The sequence below is a fragment of the Bacillus sp. EKM206B genome (assembly GCF_011066015.1).
Classification (GTDB): domain Bacteria; phylum Bacillota; class Bacilli; order Bacillales; family Bacillaceae; genus Bacillus; species Bacillus velezensis.
The window spans coordinates 141,973-160,678 of the sequence record NZ_JAAMNL010000001.1; the positions used below are offsets into that span (position 1 = coordinate 141,973).

Consider the following 18,706-nt stretch of genomic DNA (forward strand, 5'->3'; position numbering starts at 1 on the left):
CATAAAAAAAAGGCTGCCGATTTTGCGGCAGCTGTCGTTTTTATGATAGCGGCATCCGGCGTTTTTGACGGATCGCATTTAAATCAATGATGTTATTCGTGTCGGCAGCTGTCACCAGCGGGCTTGTCTTTGGCGTTTTCCGGCGGTTGTCCTTACTGAAAGAGAAAACAAGATACCCTGTCAAAGCAGCAAAAATAAGTAGCATCATTTTACATACCTCCCAAAAAAAGTTTTGGTATTATTATTGTACGAAAAAACAAACGAAAAGTATTCAAACAATTGTCACTTTTTTAAAAAATAACGTCATTTTCCGTAAAAATGACTATGGGTTGAAGAAATTTTGCTCTTGTTGTGGTTCTATAGATTGTATCGGCTGATGAATGATGATCGTTTATATAACTTTTTCACTATTTTTTGTAAGTGTCTAATTAACTACTTCAGTGTTTTCGTTTGCCTTGTGTTATTCAGTACCCTAAAAAACCTTATCATATGCAAAATAACTGCTTCTAACAGATGACTGCGGGATGACAGCGCTTTCTTTATTTTTTTAAAGAAAACGAGATGTTATCTTAAAAAAATCGTTTGAACATTTTCCGCAGCTTTTTAAACGGGTTTGATTTCGTCTCCAGAACACGCGGGTCTTTTAAGGTTTTTTTCAATTCTTTCGCTACAGTCCCTCTTGCCATAGTCTTCACTCCTTCTTTCCAATTCATACCTTATATACGGAAAGAAAGAAGGAAAGGTTTCATGTGAAAGAAAAAAACCAAAGCAGGGGGCTTTGGTTTTAAGCGCGCTCTTCAAAGAGCCTGGCGATTTCAACAATGACGTTTACCGCCTTTTCCATATGATCGACGGAAATGTATTCATATTTTCCGTGGAAGTTTTGGCCGCCCGTGAAAATGTTCGGTGTCGGCAGCCCCATGTAAGAGAGCTGTGATCCGTCGGTTCCGCCCCGGATCGGTTCGATAATCGGTTCGATGTCGAGGTTTTTCATGGCTTGATAGGCGACATCGACTATCTCTTTGACCGGTTCGATTTTTTCTCTCATGTTGTAATATTGATCACGCAGTTCAAGCTTGATGCTTTCCTTGCCGTATTTGGCCGCCAGCGCATCGGCGGTTTTCTGCATATATTCTTTTCGTTCTGCAAAGCGGTCTCTGTCAAAGTCTCTGATGATGTACGACAGGGCGGCTTCAGAAACGTCTCCGTTCATGGAAAGTAAATGATAGAAGCCTTCATACCCTTCCGTATATTCCGGCGCTTCTTCTTTCGGCAGCGCGTGATGAAATTCCATCGCGATTTTTGAAGCGTTGACCATTTTGTTTTTCGCCGTTCCCGGGTGGACGCTTTTTCCGTAACAAGTAAGCTTTGCGGCGGCTGCGTTAAAGCTTTCATATTGCAGTTCGCCGAGGGGGCCTCCGTCTATCGTGTAGGCGAATGCGGCGTTGAAGCGGCCGACATCGAATTTGTGAGGGCCTCTGCCGATTTCTTCATCGGGCGTAAACGCGACCCGGATCGTTCCGTGTTTGATGTCCGGATGTTTGATCAAGTACGCCATTGCCGTCATGATTTCGGCAATGCCCGCTTTGTTGTCGGCTCCGAGCAGCGTCGTGCCGTCTGTTGTGATCAGCGTCTGGCCTTTATAGCGGGAGAGCTCCGGGAATTGCTCAGGCGACAGGACGACATTGAGTTTGTCATTTAAAACGATATCATGTCCGTCGTAGCTCTCAATAATCTGAGGATTCACATTTTTCCCGGTAAAATCAGTCGCGGTGTCCACGTGGGCCAGAAAACCGACAGTCGGCACGTCTTTATCCGTATTCGCCGGCAGAGTCGCCATGACGTACCCATTGTCATCGACTGTGATTTCTGTCATGCCGATCGACTTTAATTCATCTGCCAGCATGTTGGCCAATGTCAGCTGGCCGGGGGTTGAAGGGCAGTTTTCATTGTTTTCGTCAGACTGTGTATCGACTTTTACGTAAGAGGTAAAGCGTTCAATGATTTCATTTTTCATACCGTCATCTCCTTTGTCTTATCTTACCATGCGCGGGGGAGGGATTTCTATTTCGCAACCCGTTTGAATCGAGGGCTCTGTGTATTACGCGAATGAAAATAAATTATGAAGAAACGATGACTAAACGATTAAACTTTTTGGAAATGGATGATTGAGGAAGAAAAAACCGATATAATATGGTCAATTCATTCAATAGGGGAGGCTTTCTTCATGGCGATTTTAGTGACAGGCGGAGCGGGTTATATCGGAAGCCACACATGTGTCGAGCTGTTAAACGGCGGCTATGACATCGTGGTTCTGGATAATCTGTCAAATAGTTCACCGGAAGCATTGGAGCGTGTGAAAGACATTACCGGAAAAGGGCTTGTATTTTATGAAGCGGATCTCCTTGACCGTGATGCCGTTCACCGGGTGTTTGCTGAAAATGAGATTGAAGCCGTCATTCATTTTGCGGGATTAAAAGCCGTCGGTGAGTCTGTGGCTGTTCCGCTCCGTTATTATCATAATAATCTGACGGGGACGTTTATTTTATGTGAAGCCATGCAGGCACACGGTGTGAAAAAAATCGTCTTCAGTTCTTCAGCGACGGTTTACGGCGTTCCGGAAACAACGCCGATCACTGAGGATTTTCCATTAAGCGCGACCAATCCTTACGGGCAGACAAAGCTGATGCTGGAACAGATTTTACGCGATCTGCATAAAGCGGACTCTGAATGGAGCATTGCGCTGCTCCGCTACTTTAATCCGTTCGGCGCGCACCCGAGCGGGCGGATCGGAGAAGACCCGAACGGCATCCCGAATAATTTAATGCCGTACGTCGCCCAAGTCGCTGTCGGCAAGCTTGAGCAATTGCAGGTGTTCGGCAATGATTATCCGACAAAGGACGGCACCGGCGTGCGGGATTACATCCATGTCGTTGACCTTGCCGAGGGTCACGTCAGAGCGCTTGAGAAGGTGCTGAACACAACAGGCGCGGATGCCTATAATCTCGGCACGGGAAGAGGCTACAGCGTTCTTGAGATGGTCAAGGCGTTTGAAAAAGTATCGGGAAAAGAAGTGCCGTACCGTTTTGCCGCCCGGCGCCCGGGAGACATCGCCGCATGCTTCGCAGACCCGGCAAAAGCAAAGGCTGAATTAGGCTGGGAAGCAAAGCGCGGGCTTGAAGAAATGTGCGCCGACTCTTGGAAGTGGCAGTCCTCCAATGTGAACGGGTACCAGGTGTAAAAAGAAAGAGACCTTCAAATGGTGAAGGTCTCTTTTATTACGGTCATTATTTAATTTTCACTTCAACATCGTTGCTGAACTTTAATTTCCAAGTGCCTTTAGAGTATGCGTTTTTATCAACTTCAAAAGCTTTTACGTCAGTAACTTTAATGTTCGGGTTCAAGTCACTTAAAATTTTACTGTTGTCTACTTTTGTTTCTGTTGCATAGCTTGAAGAAGCATCAATATCTGAATCATAGGATGTTCCTTTAGAATCTACTAATTTCGCTCTTGGAATGGAGAAAGAGCTTAACGGCTTGTTTGAAACATTTTTAACTGTGTATTGAACAGCTACGATAACGCCGCCGTCAGATGCTTTTTTCTCGACAAATTGAGAGCCTACTGAATCTCTTTTTTCCACTTTCGTAACAGTAACTTCTGTTTTTTCAGTCTTAACAGTGTCACCGATGTTATACAGTTTTTCCTTGGATTCCGCAGCTTTTGAAGACGCGGTTTTAGATGATGAAGATCCGCCTCCGCCGCCGATGTTTACGAGAATGATAATAACCACTACTGCCAGAAGCAATGTGATAATTTTATGTCTCATAAAAAAGTTTCTCTGATCTTTACCGCAGTTTGGGCATTTTTTAACGCCTTTAGCGATTTCTTTGCCGCATGCCTTACAAGACACCAGGTTGCCTGCCATAATATTTCCTCCTATGTAAACTATTTCTTGAAAACTACATACTATAATGCCTGTAAAATAACCTATAGTCAATAATATTTTGAGAAAAAAAGTATTTTAATGATTTTTTAGTCATGTATTTTAAGGACCTTTTTTAGTATCGGCAGTTCGTTCGAATTTTTTATACGTTTATGGAAAAAAGAGTGGTTGAACATGTTCGTGATTTCCCGTATAATCTTGAAAGATATACAAAAACTGAACATAAAAAACAGTGGTTTTCTAGGGTTCCGCAATGCTGAATTGGTCTGGACCGAGAGAAAACACACAGCAGGTTCCTGCTGTGACACGTTGGGATAAAAGCCCGGGAGTTTCTGCTCTTTTAATGAAGAGTGCTCTCCCGGGCTTTTTTGATTTTATATAAAGGGAGTGTCTGGGATGAAAAAGAGATTGCTGGATGTGCTGATGCTGATTATTGGGGCTTTTATCTTTGCTTTGGCCGTTAATTTATTCGCCATTCCGAATGATCTTGGAGAGGGCGGGGTAACGGGAATCACCCTGATTTTGTACTATGTGTTTGAATGGTCGCCCGGGGTGACGAATATCATTTTGAACGGAATCTTATTGATTATCGGATACAAATTTTTAGACGGAAAAACAACGCTTTATACGATCATTACCGTTGTCGCCAACTCACTGTTTCTGCATCTGACGCATGATTGGCACTCGCCTTCACATGAACTCATTATTAATACTATTTTTGCGGGTGTGTTTGCCGGTGTCGGAATCGGGATCATTATTCGAGTCGGAGGCACGACTGCGGGTTCTGCCATTTTGGCGAGGATTGCGAACAAATATCTCGATTGGAATATCAGCTATGCGCTTTTGTTCTTTGATCTGATTGTCGTCTTCAGTTCTTATTTCATCATCGGTGCGGAAAAAATGATGTTTACCATTGTCATGCTGTACATCGGAACGAAGGTGATGGACTTTATCATTGAAGGCCTGAATACGAAAAAAGCGGTGACGATTATATCTGAGCATAAGCACGAAATCGCCGAACAGGTCAACACGCTTATGGACAGAGGGGTTACGCTGCTGTCGGGTAAAGGAAATTACACGGGGCAGTCGAAGGAAATTTTATATATCGTCATCCAGAAACAAGAGCTTTCCATGCTCAAAAAAATTATTAAAAGCTGTGATACAAAAGCGTTTGTCATTGTTCATGATGTGCGTGACGTCTTTGGTGAAGGCTTCGTCGATATCTCTAAATAAAAAGGATCCCTCTGCCGGCGCGGAGGGTTTTTTTCTTATGCCGGCAGAAGCTGTTATGATCCGTTTCCCGGGAAATAGCCTGAAAGCTGTTTCTTAAAACGAAGTGGATACAATCGGCCGGACGTTTTATACTGAAAATATGATAGAGCGATAGAAAGGAGCGCATATGAACCCGTTATTGGCAATTTACCCGAGGGCTGTGTTGTCTGATACGTGCTGTACGGCGGAGGATGTCTTTTGCTTTTATGATGAGAAAAGGCGGGTCTATGTCGCCATTCCGAAGGAGGATATTACCCCGAAGGAGAAACTGCTTCTGGAATCATTTTTGGCGCCTGCTGAAGAAAAAGGCGTTTTTTTTCCGGAGACGGCGGCAGCAAAGAGGTGGCGGCGGTTTCTGCTGGAAGAAGGTCCGGTGCCTGATGTCAAGGAGCCTCGTGTCCGTTTTATCCATTATGACTTATTGGGAGAACGCGACTGGGGGGCATTTACGGAAGCGCTGCGCCATTTCTGGCCGGTTTCATATACAGTTGTCCGGACGGGAAGGGATCAAGGCGTGATTGTGGAGGAAGAAAAGCTGGAAGCGCCAGATTCGGATGACATCGCATCTTTTGTGAAGATTCTCGAAGGCGATTTTTATTTCAGTGTCCGTTTTTTCATCGGAAGGTATTATGGCGCGGGAGAACGTCTGCGTCTTCATTATCGGAGAGAACAGCAATATTGTCAGATTGGCCGGCGTTATCTCCCGCAGCTGAGCACGCTGACCGCGGAAACGGTATTTCCGGCCATGCTCACGGAAGAAAGCAGAGAAAAGCTCTCAGCCTTGCTTCACGAAGAAGCGGCGCTGCTGTTTCAGAAAGAACCGGAGCTGAAGCATACGATTCAGACTTTTATTGAACATAACTCGAACATGTCGCTCACATCGAAAAAACTGCATTTGCACCGCAACAGTCTTCAATATCGGATTGATAAATTTGCGGAACGCTCGGGTATTGATATTAAGACATATCAGGGCGCCCTGCTGGCTTATTTCATTTGTCTGCAGTATGAAAAATCACATTAAATGGGAAATGTGCACGAAGGCAGCGGACTTTTTTTATGAACATTGCCTATATCCGCCGCCGTCTGCCACTGTTACAATCCTATTTAAGAAAGCGTTTACAAAAAAAGGGGGAGATGACATGGCGGAACTTCGGCTGGAGCATATTTATAAGTATTACGATCAAAAAGAGGCGGCTGTCGATGATTTTAACCTTCATATTAAAGATAAAGAGTTTATCGTGTTTGTCGGTCCGTCGGGGTGCGGCAAGTCGACAACATTGAGGATGGTTGCCGGGCTGGAAGACATTACAAAGGGCGATTTCTATATCGGTGACACGAGAGTGAATGACATCGCTCCTAAAGACAGGGATATCGCCATGGTGTTTCAAAACTATGCGTTATATCCGCACATGACGGTCTATGATAATATCGCTTTCGGTCTGAAGCTGAGGAAGATGCCGAAACCGGAGATTAAAAAACGGGTCGAAGAAGCGGCAAAAATGCTGGGGCTCACAGAGTATCTGCACCGCAAACCGAAGGCGCTCTCCGGCGGGCAGCGGCAGCGGGTTGCATTAGGACGGGCGATTGTCAGGGACGCCAAAGTGTTTTTAATGGATGAGCCGCTGTCAAATCTGGACGCAAAGCTTCGGGTGCAGATGCGGGCAGAAATTATTAAGCTGCATCAAAGGCTGCAAACAACCACAATCTATGTGACGCACGACCAAACAGAAGCACTGACGATGGCGACACGCATCGTAGTCATGAAGGACGGAAAAATTCAGCAGATCGGCACCCCGAAAGACGTGTATGAACATCCCGAAAACGTATTTGTCGGCGGGTTTATCGGCTCCCCGGCGATGAACTTTTTCAAAGGAAAGCTGACGGACGGCGCCATTCAGATCGGTTCGGCCGCTCTCGGCGTGCCGGAAGGGAAAATGAAAATGCTCCGGGAAAAAGGGTATGCCGGCAAAGATGTTATCTTCGGCATCCGCCCGGAAGACATACATGACGAGCTGATTGTGGTAGAATCCTATAAGAATTCATCCATCACAGCTAAAATCAATGTCGCGGAATTGCTCGGGTCAGAAATTATGGTTTATTCCCGGATCGGGGATCAGGATTTTATCGCCCGGATTGACGCCCGCCATGACATTCATGCCGGTGAGGAATTGACCGTCGCTTTCGACATGAATAAGGCTCACTTTTTTGACAGTGAAACAGAAATCAGAATCCGCTCATAACGCAAAGCCGGACAGCTGGATGTCCGGCTTTTTTGATGTAACAATTTATGACGCATAACCGATATAAAAAGTAAATAGAAGACAGAAAGCAGGAAAACGATGAAACGCATAATCATGTGCATGTGCCTTTTGGCTGCCGTGTTTACGCTTGCCGCCTGCTCGGGCCATGAGGCAAGCGCCGAACAAAGCATTCCGAAGGCAGAAGCGCACCACGATAAAAAGTCTGTAAAGCGCCAAATCAAAAAGGAGCCGGATACGTCCGCCTGGGTTAAAACGAAAGGAACGGCAAGACTGCCGATTCTGATGTACCACAGCATTTCTGAGGGAAACAGCCTGCGTGTGCCGAAGGAAGAATTCCGGCAGCATATGAAGTGGCTTCATGATCACGGCTATTATACGATGACTCCTGAAGAGGCCTATCTGATGCTGACGGAGGATAAGGAGCCGCGTGAAAAATGTGTTCTGATCACATTTGATGACGGCTATACCGACAATGTGAAAGCGGCCTATCCCATTTTAAAGAAATACAAGATGAAAGCGACAATTTTTATGATCGGAAACTTTATCGGGCATAAGAATCATCTGACTGAGAAGCAGATGAAGGAGATGGCCGCCCACGGCATTTCCATTCAGAGCCATACGATGAACCATCTCGAATTGAACGGGCTCACACCGCAGCAGCAGCGACGTGAAATGAAGGACTCTAAGCGTTTATTTGATCAAATGTTCGGACAGCGGACGTCTATGATCAGCTACCCTGTCGGACGATATAATAAGGAAACATTAAAAGCCGCCGCCGCGTCAGGCTACCGTATGGCGGTCACGACGGAGCCGGGAGCGGCGTCAAGAGATCAGGGGCTTTACGGGCTTCACCGCGTCCGTGTGTCGCCGGGCATGTCCGGCGCGGCATTCGGCTCTTATATTCAAAATGTGATGAAATAACAGAGCCTCCGCATCATGCGGAGGCTTTTTTCAGTTTAATAGAATTGATGAAGCAGCAGAAGGGTGACGCTCACGGTAATCGCTCCGCCGATCCTGGTCGACACTTGGGCGAACGGCATAAGCTCAAGCCGTTCAGCGGCGCTCAAGATCGCGACGTCGCCGGTGCCGCCCTGGCCGGAATGGCAGGCATTAATAATCGCCGTCTCAATCGGGTACAGATTCAGCCATTTTCCGGTCAGAAAACCGACGGCCATCATCGTGACGACGATTGATAAAATGGTAATGATGTTGCTGATCGTAAACGCCGCAATCAGCTTGTCCCACGGTGTCATTGAAACGCCGATCGCAAATAAGAGCGGATAGGTCACGGCTGTCGAGAAAAAGCGCGAGACGCCGAAGGCTCCGTTTTCAATCGAAGCCGGCGCCAGCCTGAACAGCTTAATGAGAACGGCAAGGACGAGCATCACGACAGGAGCCGGAAGCTGAAAGAAATCATGCGCCAGCATGCCGACCAAATAGAGGGAAACCGCTAAAATACCGCCCGAAGCGAAAAAGGACAAATCAAATGTTTTATCATTGGCCGGCTGTTCCAATGCGGGAGCGGAATGATCAGACTTATCAACCTTCCCGTTGCCCGTCCATTTCGGTTTGCGTTTCCCGATGACATTCAGCAAACCCGATAACATAATGGCGCACAGGCTGCCGAGCATGATGGACGGCAGCACAAGCGCAAAGGCGTCTCCCTGGGACATCGGCATAATATCGGAGTAGCCGATGGATAAAGGAATCGCGCCTTCACCGACACCCCCCGCCATAATCGGAACGACAATATAAAGCAGCGTGTGCTGAAAGCCGAGCCCGAGCAGCGTCCCGACGCATAAGCCGACGATGGCGGCCGCGATCGAGCCGGCGATCAGCGGAATAAAAATCTTGACGAAAGCTTTGACGAGCGTCTCTCTTTTCATTCCGAGAATACTGCCGACGACGATACCGGCAATAAATAGATAGAGAAAGTTGGAGCTTTCCGTGAATTCTGTTGTTGAAGTAATAATGTCTTTCGGAAGCAGGTGGTAGTAGACGACAGCGGATGGAATAAAGGTTGCGAGAATCGCAGGGCCGCCGATGGACCGCACGATCGGAATGGATTTTCCGATCTGGCCGAAGGTAAATCCGAAAAAACTCATGACGGCAATTGATGTCAGAATGTCGCTTTTTACATCACGGCTCATGACAAACACCGTAATAAGCAAGAAAAGCAGGATATAGATAGGAAGAGGAATAATGCCGATTCTTATATTCATTGCTCTGGCAAACCAGTTATCAGTCCGTTCCTGTTTTTGGATTGAATCCGTTTGCAATTTTGGTTGAAGTTCTCCCATGCTTGTTCCCCCAGTCGTTATGTAGTGAAAAAATATCCCCATTTAAAGTATACTAAAAAATTTAAATTGTTCATATATTATGAATTTACTAGAGGACATGCTTTCTTCACATTTTCTTTCTCAAAATGGCGATTTGGCGGGCTTTTTCGCCGAGAAAAGCATTTTGTTCGCCACACGAATAAAAAAGAGGTACGATATCAAAGGGACAAATATCCTAGGCGCTGACATAAAATCTCTACAAATCCGACAATAATCGGTCACAATTTCAGCCTTATTTTAGGTATATTGATCTTTTTTTTTAGGCTGAATCGTTGTAAAGTAATGATATTGAATCATTTTTATGACAGCCGCTGTCCCCCAGGGTGTACAGGCTGATATTTCAATAGTTTTGACGAATTTGTGAAACATTGAGCAAATATATCATTTTTTGTGAAATACCGAGCAATGATCTCGTTATGTTTGTGAAATGTTGAGCAATTTACCAGATTGGAGGAAAAACATCATGAGTGAGTTGGTATTAGCCCGCATTCAATTTGCATCTACAACATTGTTTCACTTCTTGTTTGTGCCTTTGTCTATCGGGCTTGTGTTTATGGTTGCTTTGATGGAGACGCTTTATGTTGTCAAAAAACAAGAGACCTATCTCAAAATGGCTAAATTTTGGGGGCATCTCTTTTTAATTAACTTTGCTGTCGGCGTCGTCACAGGGATTCTTCAGGAATTCCAGTTCGGTCTGAACTGGTCTGATTATTCCCGTTTTGTCGGAGACGTATTTGGAGCTCCGCTTGCGGTTGAAGCGCTTTTGGCGTTTTTTATGGAGTCTATTTTTATCGGATTATGGATTTTCGGCTGGGACCGTTTATCTAAAAAAGTGCATTTGCTTTGCATTTGGCTTGTGTCCTTCGGAACGATTATGTCATCTTTCTGGATTTTGACGGCGAACTCATTCATGCAGGAGCCGGTCGGCTTTGCGATTAAAAACGGCCGCGCGGAAATGAATGATTTCGGGGCGCTTTTGACAAACCCTCAGCTTTGGGTTGAATTCCCTCACGTCATTTTCGGGGCGCTTGCGACGGGTGCTTTCTTTATCGCCGGTGTCAGCGCATTTAAATTATTGAAGAAAAAAGAAGTGCCTTTCTTCCATAAATCTTTCAAGCTTTCGATGATTGTCGGTCTGATCGCCGGTATCGGCGTTGCGTTCAGTGGACATATGCAGGCTGAGCATTTAATGGAATCGCAGCCGATGAAAATGGCTGCCAGTGAAGCGCTTTGGGATGACAGCGGTGATCCTGCCGCGTGGACGGCTTTTGCGAATATTGATACGAATAAAGAAAAAAACACATCAGAAATTTCAATTCCTTACGCACTCAGCTACTTGGCTTACCAGAAGTTCAGCGGCAGTGTGAAAGGGATGAAAACACTTCAAAAAGAATACGAAAAAACGTACGGAAAAGGCGACTATATCCCGCCTGTTAAAACGACGTTCTGGAGTTTCCGCATTATGGCGGGCGCGGGCGCGCTTATGATTTTTGCCGCGATTGCCGGCTTTATTCTGAACCGCCGCAAAAAGCTTCATACGAGCAAGTGGTATTTACGGGGCATGATCGCACTGATCGCATTCCCATTCATTGCGAACTCTGCCGGTTGGATTATGACTGAAATCGGCCGCCAGCCGTGGACGGTCATGGGACAATTGACGACCGCACAATCCGTTTCTCCTAACGTAACGACGGGATCTCTGCTGTTTTCAATTATCAGCTTCGGCGTCATGTACTTGATTTTAGGCGCTCTGCTTGTTTTCCTATTCGTTCGTGAAATTAAAAAAGGTGCGGACCATGATGATCATAAGGATGTTCCTGTATCAACGGATCCGTTCAGTCAGGAGGTCTACCATGGGGTCACTTCATGATCTTTGGTTTATACTCGTTTCAGTTTTGTTTGTCGGATTTTTCTTTTTAGAGGGTTTTGATTTCGGTGTCGGCATTTCGACCCGATTTCTTGGCCATAATGAATTAGAACGCAGAGTGCTGGTTAACACCATCGGCCCGTTCTGGGATGCGAATGAGGTGTGGCTTATCACAGGTACGGGAGCGATCTTCGCGGCATTCCCGAACTGGTATGCGACGATGCTGAGCGGATATTACATTCCGTTTATCATCATTCTTCTTGCTTTGATGGGGCGCGGCGTGGCATTTGAATTCCGCGGCCAAGTGAATAATCTGAAATGGGTCAAAACATGGGACTGGGTGATTTTCTTCGGCAGCCTTATCCCGCCATTTGTATTCGGACTTATTTTCACAAGCTTGTTCCGCGGTGTGCCGATTGACGGACATATGAACATTCACGCAGGTTTTTCAGATATTGTGAACGTGTATTCCGTTCTCGGCGGAGCAGCCGTCACCCTTCTTTCATTCCTGCACGGTTTAATGTTTATCACCCTGCGCACGATCGGTGATTTACAAGAGCGTGCGAGAAAAATGGCGAAACGCGTAATCGGTGTTATCTTTCTTGTTGTACTTGCTTTCTTTGCGATGTCTGCATACGATACGGATATGTTTACACGCCGGGCAAACATCACGATTCCGGTATTCGTGCTGATTGTCATCTGCAACGTTCTTGCCGTTGTGTTCATGAGCAAGAAAAAAGACGGCTGGGCATTCGGTATGACCGGCGCGGGTCTTGCTTTGACAGTTGCGATGATTTTTATCTCTCTGTTCCCGCGCGTCATGGTCAGCTCGCTGAAAAGCGCGTATGACTTAACAGTAGCTAACGCGTCTTCCGGTGATTATTCACTTAAGGTCATGACAATTGTCGCACTGACTCTGCTGCCGTTTGTCATCGGCAGTCAGATCTGGAGCTATTATGTCTTCCGGAAACGCGTCAGCCATAAGGAGCCTATGACTTATTAATGGGAAAAGACCTGTTTCTTTATAAAGGAATGAAGCGGATTCTTGCGATCATTACGGGATTAACGATTATACAAACGGCCGCCATCATCTTGCAGGCGGAATGGCTGAGCCAGGCGGTAACCGGATTATTTAACGGGAAGCGGATTGCTTCTCTTTATCCGGTTATCGGCTTTTTCCTGCTTGCGTTTTTGGTCCGGCATGCGGTGACAACGGTCCGGCAGAAAATCGTGTACCAATATGCCGCGCAAACCGGCGCAGACTTAAGAAAAAGATTTCTTGAGCAATTGTTCCGTCTCGGCCCCCGCTTTGCGAAAAAAGAGGGGACAGGCCGGATGGTGACGCTGGCGATGGAAGGCATCAGCCAGTTCCGCCGTTATTTAGAGCTGTTTCTGCCGAAAATGGTCAGCATGGCGATTGTGCCGGCGGCCGTTGTTATTTACGTGTTTTTTCAGGATAAGACATCGGCATTGATTCTGATTCTTGCGCTTCCGATTTTGATTGTATTTATGATTCTGCTCGGACTTGTCGCACAGAAAAAAGCTGATCGCCAATGGAAGTCCTATCAGACGCTTTCCAATCATTTCGTGGATTCGCTCCGCGGACTGGAGACATTGCGGTTTTTAGGATTAAGCAAATCACACAGCAAAAATATCTTTCATGTCAGTGAGAGATACCGCAAGGCGACGATGAGCACGCTCCGGGTCGCGTTTTTATCATCATTCGCCCTGGATTTCTTTACGATGCTGTCGGTGGCGACAGTGGCGGTGTTTCTCGGCTTGCGGCTGATAGACGGACAAATTCTGCTCGGACCGGCATTGACCGCGCTCATTCTCGCGCCTGAATATTTTCTCCCGGTCCGCGAAGTGGGGAATGATTACCACGCGACGTTAAACGGGCAGGAGGCGGGGAAAACCATTCAAGCGATTTTGGCGCAGCCCGGTTTTAAAGAAGAAAAGCCGCTCGAACTTGATACGTGGACTGACGGGGATGAACTACAGCTTGCGCGTTTGTCCGTCCGAGAATCGATGTCTGAATTTCATCTGTCCTTCAAAGGGAAGAAGAAAATCGGGATTATCGGGGAAAGCGGTGCGGGAAAATCGACACTCATTGATGTGCTGGGCGGCTTTTTAGAGCCTGCGTCCGGTGAGATCAAGGTAAACGGTGAATCCCGCTCGCATCTGCAGTCGGACGGCTGGCAGAAGCAGCTGCTTTATATTCCGCAGCACCCGTATATTTTTGATGACACGCTTTTGAATAATATCCGGTTTTATCATCCTGATGCTTCGCGTGAGGAAACGGCGCAGGCCGCTAGATCGGCGGGTCTTTCCGAACTGATCCGTGATCTGCCCGGCGGTCTTGACGGCCGGATCGGCGAGGGCGGACGGGCGCTCAGCGGAGGACAGGCTCAGCGTGTCGCGCTGGCCAGAGCCTTCTTAGGAAACCGGCCGATTCTCCTTTTGGATGAGCCGACCGCTCACCTTGATATTGAAACAGAATATGAAATAAAAGAAACAATGAAAGACCTGTTTGAAAACAAGCTTGTTTTTCTGGCCACTCACCGTCTTCACTGGATGCTTGAGATGGACGAAATTATCGTGCTTGATGACGGCGCAGTGGCGGAAATCGGCACCCACGACGAATTGATGGCGAAACAAGGCGTATACGCCAAACTTGTAAAGGCGCAACTGGGGGAAAGAACATGAGAAAAGAAGAATGGATTCTGCCGTATATGAAGCAAAATGCCCGTTTGTTTGTTCTTGTGATTTTTTTAGGCGCGGTGACGATTTTTTCGGCGGCCTTTCTCATGTTCACTTCCGGTTTTTTGATCTCTAAGTCGGCGACTAGGCCTGAGAATATCCTGCTGGTGTACGTTCCGATTGTAGCCGTGCGGACCTTCGGGATTGCCCGTTCAGTCTCACGGTACGCCGAGCGTCTGACGGGGCACCATATCATTTTGAAAATCGTGTCCGACATGAGGGTGCGGCTTTACAATATGCTGGAGCCGGCCTCGCTCATGCTTTCATCCCGCTTTCGGACGGGCGACATGCTCGGCATTTTGGCTGAGGATATTGAGCATTTGCAGGATGCGTTTTTAAAAACGATTTTCCCTGCGGTTTCCGCTTTGCTGCTGTATGCGGCATCCGTTATCGGACTCGGCTTTTTTTCCTGGCCGTTTGCCGCTTTTGCGGCGATTTACCTGTTTATATTGGTTGTATTGTTTCCGGTTGTGTCGCTTCTTGTGACGAGAGCGAAAAACATGAGGCTGAAAAGCGGCCGGAATACGCTCTACAGCCGGCTGACAGATGCCGTGCTCGGCGTGAGCGACTGGATGTTCTCGGGACGCCAGGCGGCCTTTATTTCCTCTTATGAAGAGAAAGAGAAGGCATGGTTTGATCTTGAAAGCAAACGTCAGCGGTTTACGAGATGGCGTGATCTCGCCGCGCAATGTCTTGTCGGCGGCTTCATATTGATCATGCTGTTCTGGACGGCGGGTCAGTATGCGGACGGCAGCATTGCCAACACGATGATCGCGGCCTTTGTGCTTGTCGTATTTCCATTGACGGAGGCGTTTCTGCCCCTTTCGGATGCGCTGACGGAAGTGCCTTCTTATCAGGATTCCATCAAAAGAATGAGTCAGGCGGCTCCGGAGCTGCGAAGTCGTGAGGTGAAGCAGACGGATGAGAAACTGGATGTATCTGATGTGACACTTACATTTGATAACGTGACGTTTTCTTATGATCAGCACAGTCATGTGCTTGACCGTTTTTCCTTCACTCTCCGCCAAGGTGAAAAAATGGCGCTGCTCGGCAGGAGCGGCTCCGGTAAGTCGACCTCTCTCGCTTTAATTGAAGGCGCCTTAGTTCCCGATTCGGGCAAAGTGATGCTGAACGGGCTGGAAACTGCGGCCGTGCAGGAGCAGATTTCCTCAGCGGTGGCCGTTTTAAATCAGAAACCTCATCTCTTTAACACGAGCATTATGAACAATATCCGGCTCGGAAACGGCAAGGCGAGTGATGAAGATGTTAAGCGTGCGGCTCGGCAAGTGAAGCTGCATGATTATATTGAATCACTGCCTGACGGATATGAAACGTCCGTGCAGGAGACGGGGATTCGTTTCTCAGGCGGGGAACGGCAGCGGATCGCGCTTGCCCGTATTCTTCTCCAAGACACGCCGGTCATTATCCTTGATGAACCGACGGTCGGCCTTGATGCGGTCACTGAACGCGAATTGCTTGATACGATTTTTGATGTCTTTAAAGAGAAAACGATCCTCTGGATTACACACCATTTAGCTGGTGTGGAAACAGCTGATAAAATCGTCTTTTTAGAAAATGGAAAAGCAGAAATGGAAGGGTCCCATCAAGAGCTGCTTGCAGAAAACGAACGGTACCGGAAGCTTTACCGTCTTGATGTTCCGATCAGAACATAAACAGCCGCAAACGAGCGGCTGTTTTTTTTGTGCGGTTTAAAATCTCTTCTTGTTTGGAATATAAATAGGAGACAGAAGAGGAGGTACAGAGATGAATATAATGGATTGGACGGAACAGGATGTGAAAGATACGCTGCCGAAGCGGGAGGCAGACAGCCATAAGGGGACGTTCGGGACGGCGTTATTGCTGGCCGGCAGCGAAGACATGCCGGGAGCCGCCCTTCTGGCCGGATTGGGCGCGATGAGAAGCGGTGTCGGCAAGCTCGTCATCGGTACATCGGCAGGCGTCATCCCGCTTATCGTCCCGGTGCTGTCGGAAGCGACGTACTGGCGTGACGGCTGGAAAAAAGCCGCGGCGGGCCAGCCCGGGGAAACCATCCGGGCCGCTGCCATCGGGCCGGGCCTTCCTCAAACAGACGAAGTGCAGCAGGCGGCTGATCAGCTGCTTTCTGCCGATTATCCCGTCATACTGGACGCGGGCGCCATTACGAAAAGAACCTATCCAAAGAGGAAAGCCCCCGTGATCTTGACGCCTCATCCCGGCGAATTTTCCAGAATGACAGGCCTTCCGATTCAAGAGATTCAGCAGAACAGAGCGGGATTTGCCTCGGAATGGGCGGAGCGGCTTCATGCCACGATTATCCTGAAAGGAAACGAAACCATTATCGCTTTTCCCGACGGGGAATGCCGCAGGAATACAACCGGAAACGGCGCGCTTGCAAAAGGCGGGACCGGCGACACGCTGACGGGAATGATTCTCGGCATGCTGTGCTGTCATCAAGACCCGAAGCATGCTGTATTGAACGCCGTCCGCCTTCACGGTGAATGTGCGGAGTTATGGACGAAAGAGCGCTCCGCCCATACCTTATTGGCGCACGAACTTTCTGAACTGCTGCCGCGTGTATGGAAGGAATATGAATAAAGAAAAGGCGTCTTCATAGAGAAGGCGCCTCTTGTTGTTTTACCCTTGATTTCATCAGGACATAATACAGCAGCGACGGAACGGCCAGGCCGATGACCCAGGCAATGTCGCCTCCGCCGAATATTTCAGCGAGCGGCCCGATGTAAAAGGATGTATTGATGAATGGGATTTCTAATATTATCGACAAAACGAAGGCGGCCGCTGTAATCCAATTGACCCTGCCGTATTGTCCGTTGACGTCAAACATCGATTTGACGTGGTATTTTCCGCGGCGGATAAAATAGTAATCCACGAGGTTGATCGCCGTCCATGGAATTAAGAAATAACTGATGAAAAAGATGAAATTTAAAAACAGTTCCATGAAATTGCTTTGGCCCAAGAGACTTAATACAGTACCCGCTGCCGTCACACAAAGGATCATTACCACTCTCGTTTTCGGCGTCACCTTCAGTTTTAAAAACGGCTCCAAAGTAGTCGTCGTTGACATAAAGGCTCCGTATAAATTAAAGACGTTGATCGCCATTTGCCCGAACAGGACAATGATCAGCATAATAAAGGAAAACGGACCGAACAATCGGACAATCTCATTTCCCGCATTAGCGGTAAATTCCGGGAGCGCCGTCGTCAAAATGGCGCCGAGAAGCATCATCCAGATGGAACTGACTGACGTACCTGCGTAGCTGTACCAAAAAGTATGCGATGCCGGTGTTTTGACCGGCAGATAACGGGAATAATCTGCGACATATGGCGCATATGCCAGCTGCCATGTGGCCACCGCGCTGACCGCCACTAGGAAAACAGGCAGGTCTAATGAGCCGGGCACCCAGCTTCCTGAAGGAATCGGCAGTTGAAAAATAAGAATCGTTGCAGCAAAAAAAACGGCAAAGGAGGTCCAAGAGAGGATTTTCTGCATTTTATGAATCAGATCATGACCGTAGATCGTGAGTAAAAAACAGATGGCGCTTAAGCCGATAATACACCATGAAGCCGGAATCGGTACAAAGCTGCTCAGTGTACCGGCTGCGAGAATTGTACTGCTCGCAAAGAAGCCCAGGTAGATAAACATGACCAAAAAGAGGGGCAGAATCGCTCCGATCACGCCGAATTGCGCGCGGCTTTGAATCATTTGCGGAATTCCGAGCTGAGGTCCTTGTGCGGAATGAGACGCCATAAAGATTGCGCCGATAAAGGTCCCGATAATAATGGCGGCGATACTCCAAAAGAGATCGAGTCCCATTGTAACGGGCAGTGTGCCTGTGACTAACGTCGTAATATGCATATTAGCCCCGAACCAGACGGGGAATAAATCTTTAGCCTTTCCGTGTCTTTCGTCATGCGGAATATGTTCAATCGTTCGCCTTTCTACTTTCAATAGATAATCTCCTCCGTATGTTCTTCTTTAACATAAAGACATAGCTTAACAGATTGACCTGCCGTTTACAAATTCCAGCATGCAGGAAAAACATTGTAAAGCCTCGTTGACAGCCGTTCAAAAGTTTTTTTGAAAAACGGAACAAACACTGCCGCCAAAACGATTTGCCGGGGTTTAAAAGGCATGGATATGCTTACGGACTAATATGTATTAAGGAGAAATGTGTCAATCTTTTGACGAATGGAGCCATTATTCGTTAAGCTGAAAGAATAGTTTACTTTGTGTAAATTTCATTA

15 protein-coding genes and 1 riboswitch are annotated in these 18,706 nt (G+C 47.3%); of the genes, 10 read left to right on the plus strand and 5 right to left on the minus strand.

Features of this window, described 5'->3' with window-relative positions; translation table 11 throughout:
• Window positions 1–40: 40 nt before the first annotated feature.
• Entirely contained in the window at window positions 41–208 is a 168-nt protein-coding gene (locus tag G9F50_RS00655; RefSeq protein WP_003150808.1) for a hypothetical protein, read from the minus strand.
• A 576-nt stretch (window positions 209–784) separates the two neighbouring features.
• Window positions 785–2,017, minus strand: a complete 1,233-nt coding sequence (pepT, locus tag G9F50_RS00660) for a peptidase T (RefSeq protein ID WP_014419238.1) — start codon at window positions 2,015–2,017, stop codon at window positions 785–787.
• 210 nt (window positions 2,018–2,227) lie between these two features.
• On the opposite strand from pepT, the gene galE reads away from it, so the two are divergent.
• Complete coding sequence (gene galE, locus G9F50_RS00665) at window positions 2,228–3,241, plus strand: UDP-glucose 4-epimerase GalE (RefSeq protein WP_060562357.1); 1,014 nt, start codon at window positions 2,228–2,230, stop codon at window positions 3,239–3,241.
• 46 nt (window positions 3,242–3,287) lie between these two features.
• On the opposite strand, the gene G9F50_RS00670 is transcribed toward galE, so the two are convergent.
• The gene (locus G9F50_RS00670; protein WP_119834765.1) at window positions 3,288–3,827 is read right to left on the minus strand and encodes a DUF4352 domain-containing protein; all 540 of its coding nucleotides are present in this window, start codon (window positions 3,825–3,827) and stop codon (window positions 3,288–3,290) included.
• A gap of 346 nt (window positions 3,828–4,173) precedes the next feature.
• Window positions 4,174–4,275, plus strand: a riboswitch (guanidine-I (ykkC/yxkD leader).
• A 65-nt stretch (window positions 4,276–4,340) separates the two neighbouring features.
• Between G9F50_RS00670 and G9F50_RS00675 the strand changes: the two genes are divergently transcribed.
• From G9F50_RS00675 to G9F50_RS00690, 4 genes are all read left to right on the plus strand, one after another.
• Window positions 4,341–5,177, plus strand: coding sequence for a YitT family protein (locus tag G9F50_RS00675; RefSeq protein ID WP_003150818.1), 837 nt, complete (start codon window positions 4,341–4,343; stop codon window positions 5,175–5,177).
• A gap of 166 nt (window positions 5,178–5,343) precedes the next feature.
• A complete protein-coding gene (locus G9F50_RS00680; protein WP_165406480.1) occupies window positions 5,344–6,237 on the plus strand; it encodes a PucR family transcriptional regulator in 894 nt (297 codons plus the stop codon).
• Between the two features lie 118 nt (window positions 6,238–6,355).
• Window positions 6,356–7,456: an ABC transporter ATP-binding protein gene (locus G9F50_RS00685; RefSeq protein ID WP_014419235.1), complete on the plus strand. Its 1,101-nt coding sequence runs from the start codon at window positions 6,356–6,358 to the stop codon at window positions 7,454–7,456.
• A 99-nt stretch (window positions 7,457–7,555) separates the two neighbouring features.
• On the plus strand, window positions 7,556–8,398 hold the full coding sequence (locus tag G9F50_RS00690; RefSeq protein ID WP_060562359.1) for a polysaccharide deacetylase family protein: 843 nt from the start codon (window positions 7,556–7,558) through the stop codon (window positions 8,396–8,398).
• A gap of 35 nt (window positions 8,399–8,433) precedes the next feature.
• Here G9F50_RS00690 and cimH read toward each other — a convergent pair whose 3' ends face one another.
• Window positions 8,434–9,777, minus strand: a complete 1,344-nt coding sequence (gene cimH / locus G9F50_RS00695) for a citrate/malate transporter CimH (protein ID WP_053285310.1) — start codon at window positions 9,775–9,777, stop codon at window positions 8,434–8,436.
• 502 nt (window positions 9,778–10,279) lie between these two features.
• Here cimH and G9F50_RS00700 point away from each other — a divergent pair.
• The 5 genes from G9F50_RS00700 to G9F50_RS00720 all read left to right on the plus strand — a co-directional run bounded on the left by G9F50_RS00700 (window position 10,280) and on the right by G9F50_RS00720 (window position 17,038).
• A complete protein-coding gene (locus tag G9F50_RS00700; protein ID WP_007614697.1) occupies window positions 10,280–11,686 on the plus strand; it encodes a cytochrome ubiquinol oxidase subunit I in 1,407 nt (468 codons plus the stop codon).
• Complete coding sequence (gene cydB, locus G9F50_RS00705) at window positions 11,670–12,686, plus strand: cytochrome d ubiquinol oxidase subunit II (protein ID WP_014722010.1); 1,017 nt, start codon at window positions 11,670–11,672, stop codon at window positions 12,684–12,686. The genes G9F50_RS00700 and cydB overlap by 17 nt, the downstream gene beginning before the upstream one ends.
• Window positions 12,686–14,389, plus strand: coding sequence for a thiol reductant ABC exporter subunit CydD (gene cydD / locus G9F50_RS00710; protein WP_060562360.1), 1,704 nt, complete (start codon window positions 12,686–12,688; stop codon window positions 14,387–14,389). The genes cydB and cydD overlap by 1 nt, the downstream gene beginning before the upstream one ends.
• The gene (cydC, locus tag G9F50_RS00715; protein WP_165406481.1) at window positions 14,386–16,116 is read left to right on the plus strand and encodes a thiol reductant ABC exporter subunit CydC; all 1,731 of its coding nucleotides are present in this window, start codon (window positions 14,386–14,388) and stop codon (window positions 16,114–16,116) included. Before cydD ends, cydC begins: the two co-directional genes overlap by 4 nt.
• 91 nt (window positions 16,117–16,207) lie before the next feature.
• Entirely contained in the window at window positions 16,208–17,038 is an 831-nt protein-coding gene (locus G9F50_RS00720; RefSeq protein ID WP_060562362.1) for an NAD(P)H-hydrate dehydratase, read from the plus strand.
• A 13-nt stretch (window positions 17,039–17,051) separates the two neighbouring features.
• On the opposite strand, the gene G9F50_RS00725 is transcribed toward G9F50_RS00720, so the two are convergent.
• Window positions 17,052–18,410, minus strand: coding sequence for a purine-cytosine permease family protein (locus G9F50_RS00725; protein WP_015240847.1), 1,359 nt, complete (start codon window positions 18,408–18,410; stop codon window positions 17,052–17,054).
• Between the last annotated feature and the right edge of the window lie 296 nt (window positions 18,411–18,706).